The organism is Endozoicomonas sp. ONNA2 (assembly GCF_024606365.1).
Classification (GTDB): domain Bacteria; phylum Pseudomonadota; class Gammaproteobacteria; order Pseudomonadales; family Endozoicomonadaceae; genus Endozoicomonas.
Map to the genome: position 1 here is coordinate 1 of NZ_JAHHPO010001205.1, position 1,604 is coordinate 1,604.

At 50.1% G+C, this 1,604-nt stretch carries 2 protein-coding genes; both read right to left on the minus strand.

Going from position 1 to position 1,604, the window contains the following annotated elements; all coding sequences use genetic code 11:
• Window positions 1-119 precede the first annotated feature (119 nt).
• Window positions 120-497, minus strand: coding sequence for an RING finger domain-containing protein (locus KDK14_RS21180; RefSeq protein WP_257267251.1), 378 nt, complete (start codon window positions 495-497; stop codon window positions 120-122).
• Window positions 498-624: 127 nt separating this feature from the next.
• Window positions 625-1,604, minus strand: a 980-nt coding sequence (lnt, locus tag KDK14_RS21185; protein WP_257267249.1) for an apolipoprotein N-acyltransferase, incomplete at its 5' end; no start/stop codon positions are given.

A 1,604-nucleotide genomic window follows, 5' to 3' on the forward strand; every position in this document is an offset into this window, starting at 1 on the left:
GCGTATGGCAAGGCTTTCACTCTTAAGTCAGTGCCATTGCTTTATAGGGTTTCCCTTTCAACCGATTAAAACCTCCGGTGTGACCGTGAATAACCAGGCCATCCAACAATCTGAGTTCTTCAGTTGGAAGTAAAGTCCCAAACCATAATAACCCCATCACGAGAGGGAAGCCTGGCGTCGGGAAGCCTGTCGAAGACAATTACCCCCTGCAAAAGTCCTGTATCATTATTTTGCTCGGGAGTGGATGTAATTCCGAGTGCGGTTGCCACACCTGACAAATCACCTCTGCAAACCGGGCAGATGGCTCTGTTATGCAGTCGTTTCTCAAATTTCAGACTGTTTTCAATGCAGTCAATATGAAAGGTGTGTTTACATGCCCTGGTGGTAATCGCATTTTCATAATCGCCGAAGGCATCCAAACAGATGGAACATTTGTCTTCTTCGAGATTTTCAGTTTGGGGTCTTTGAACGGTTGAGGGGATATTTCCACTAATCATTTTCTTCACCTGACTGTTATGTTGGACAAATTCCGACTTCGAATTATGATATCGAGCAAGTTATCCCGGGCGGCCACGCAAGGCGAAATGATGAGTAATAGCAGGGCTACACTCCACACGCTTCGCGCTATGGGTGGAGAATTCCGCGAGTTTCGTTAAAAACAAGTGGCAGTAAAATCAAAAGAAAGCTTAATAGTAACACCGGCCAGGAGCCATACATCATAAATGGCGTCTGACCCTGGCGAATCTCTGCGGTTGCTGACAATACGCCAGGGGCAAAGCGCGGAATCGATGTTACTACACGTCCTTTTTCATCAATCAGGGCGGTGATGCCATCATTGGTGGTCCGGATCATGAAGCGTCCGGTTTCCAGGGCTCGCATCCGGGCGATCTGGAAATGTTGGACAGGGCCAATGGATTTGCCAAACCAGGTATCGTTACTGGTGGTAATCAGCAGCCCGCTCTCTTGTGCCATTTGTGCGACAAAGTCCGGGTAGACCACCTCATAACAGATATAAGGGGCAATGGTTACCTCGCCTGCCTTGAGTAAGGTTTGTTCCGGGCTTCCGGGGGAGAACTCAGACATGGGCAGGTTAAAAAAATCAATCAACCCGCGCAGCACAGACTCCATGGGAACATACTCACCAAATGGCACCAGCTTCTGCTTGTCGTAGCGGCCAGGACCTGCTGCGGGTAAATAGCCCTCGCCCAGAGACAGAATACTGTTGAAGTAACGGGTTTCGCTGCCCGCATTATCGTCCACTGGCATGCCAAGAATCAAAGTGCTGTTATTCTGACGAGCCAGTCTGTCCAGCTCGGCCATCAAGCCCCGGGCACGGTGATAAAACAGTGGAATGGCATTTTCTGGCCAGATGAGCAGTGCCTGCTGCCATTGGTCTGCACTCAGGCCTATGTAAGTGCTGATGGTGGCGTGAATATAGTCAGGGTCCCACTTCAGGCTTTGGGGGATATTGCCCTGTATCGCACTGAAGGAGATATCGCCGGTTTTTTCTGTCCATTGGCTGCTGTTCAGCGGCCATGAGAGTCCCCAGCCTGCCAGGGCGATGAGTAAGGCAATAATATGGGGTGTTCGCTGCTGTTTAGCTG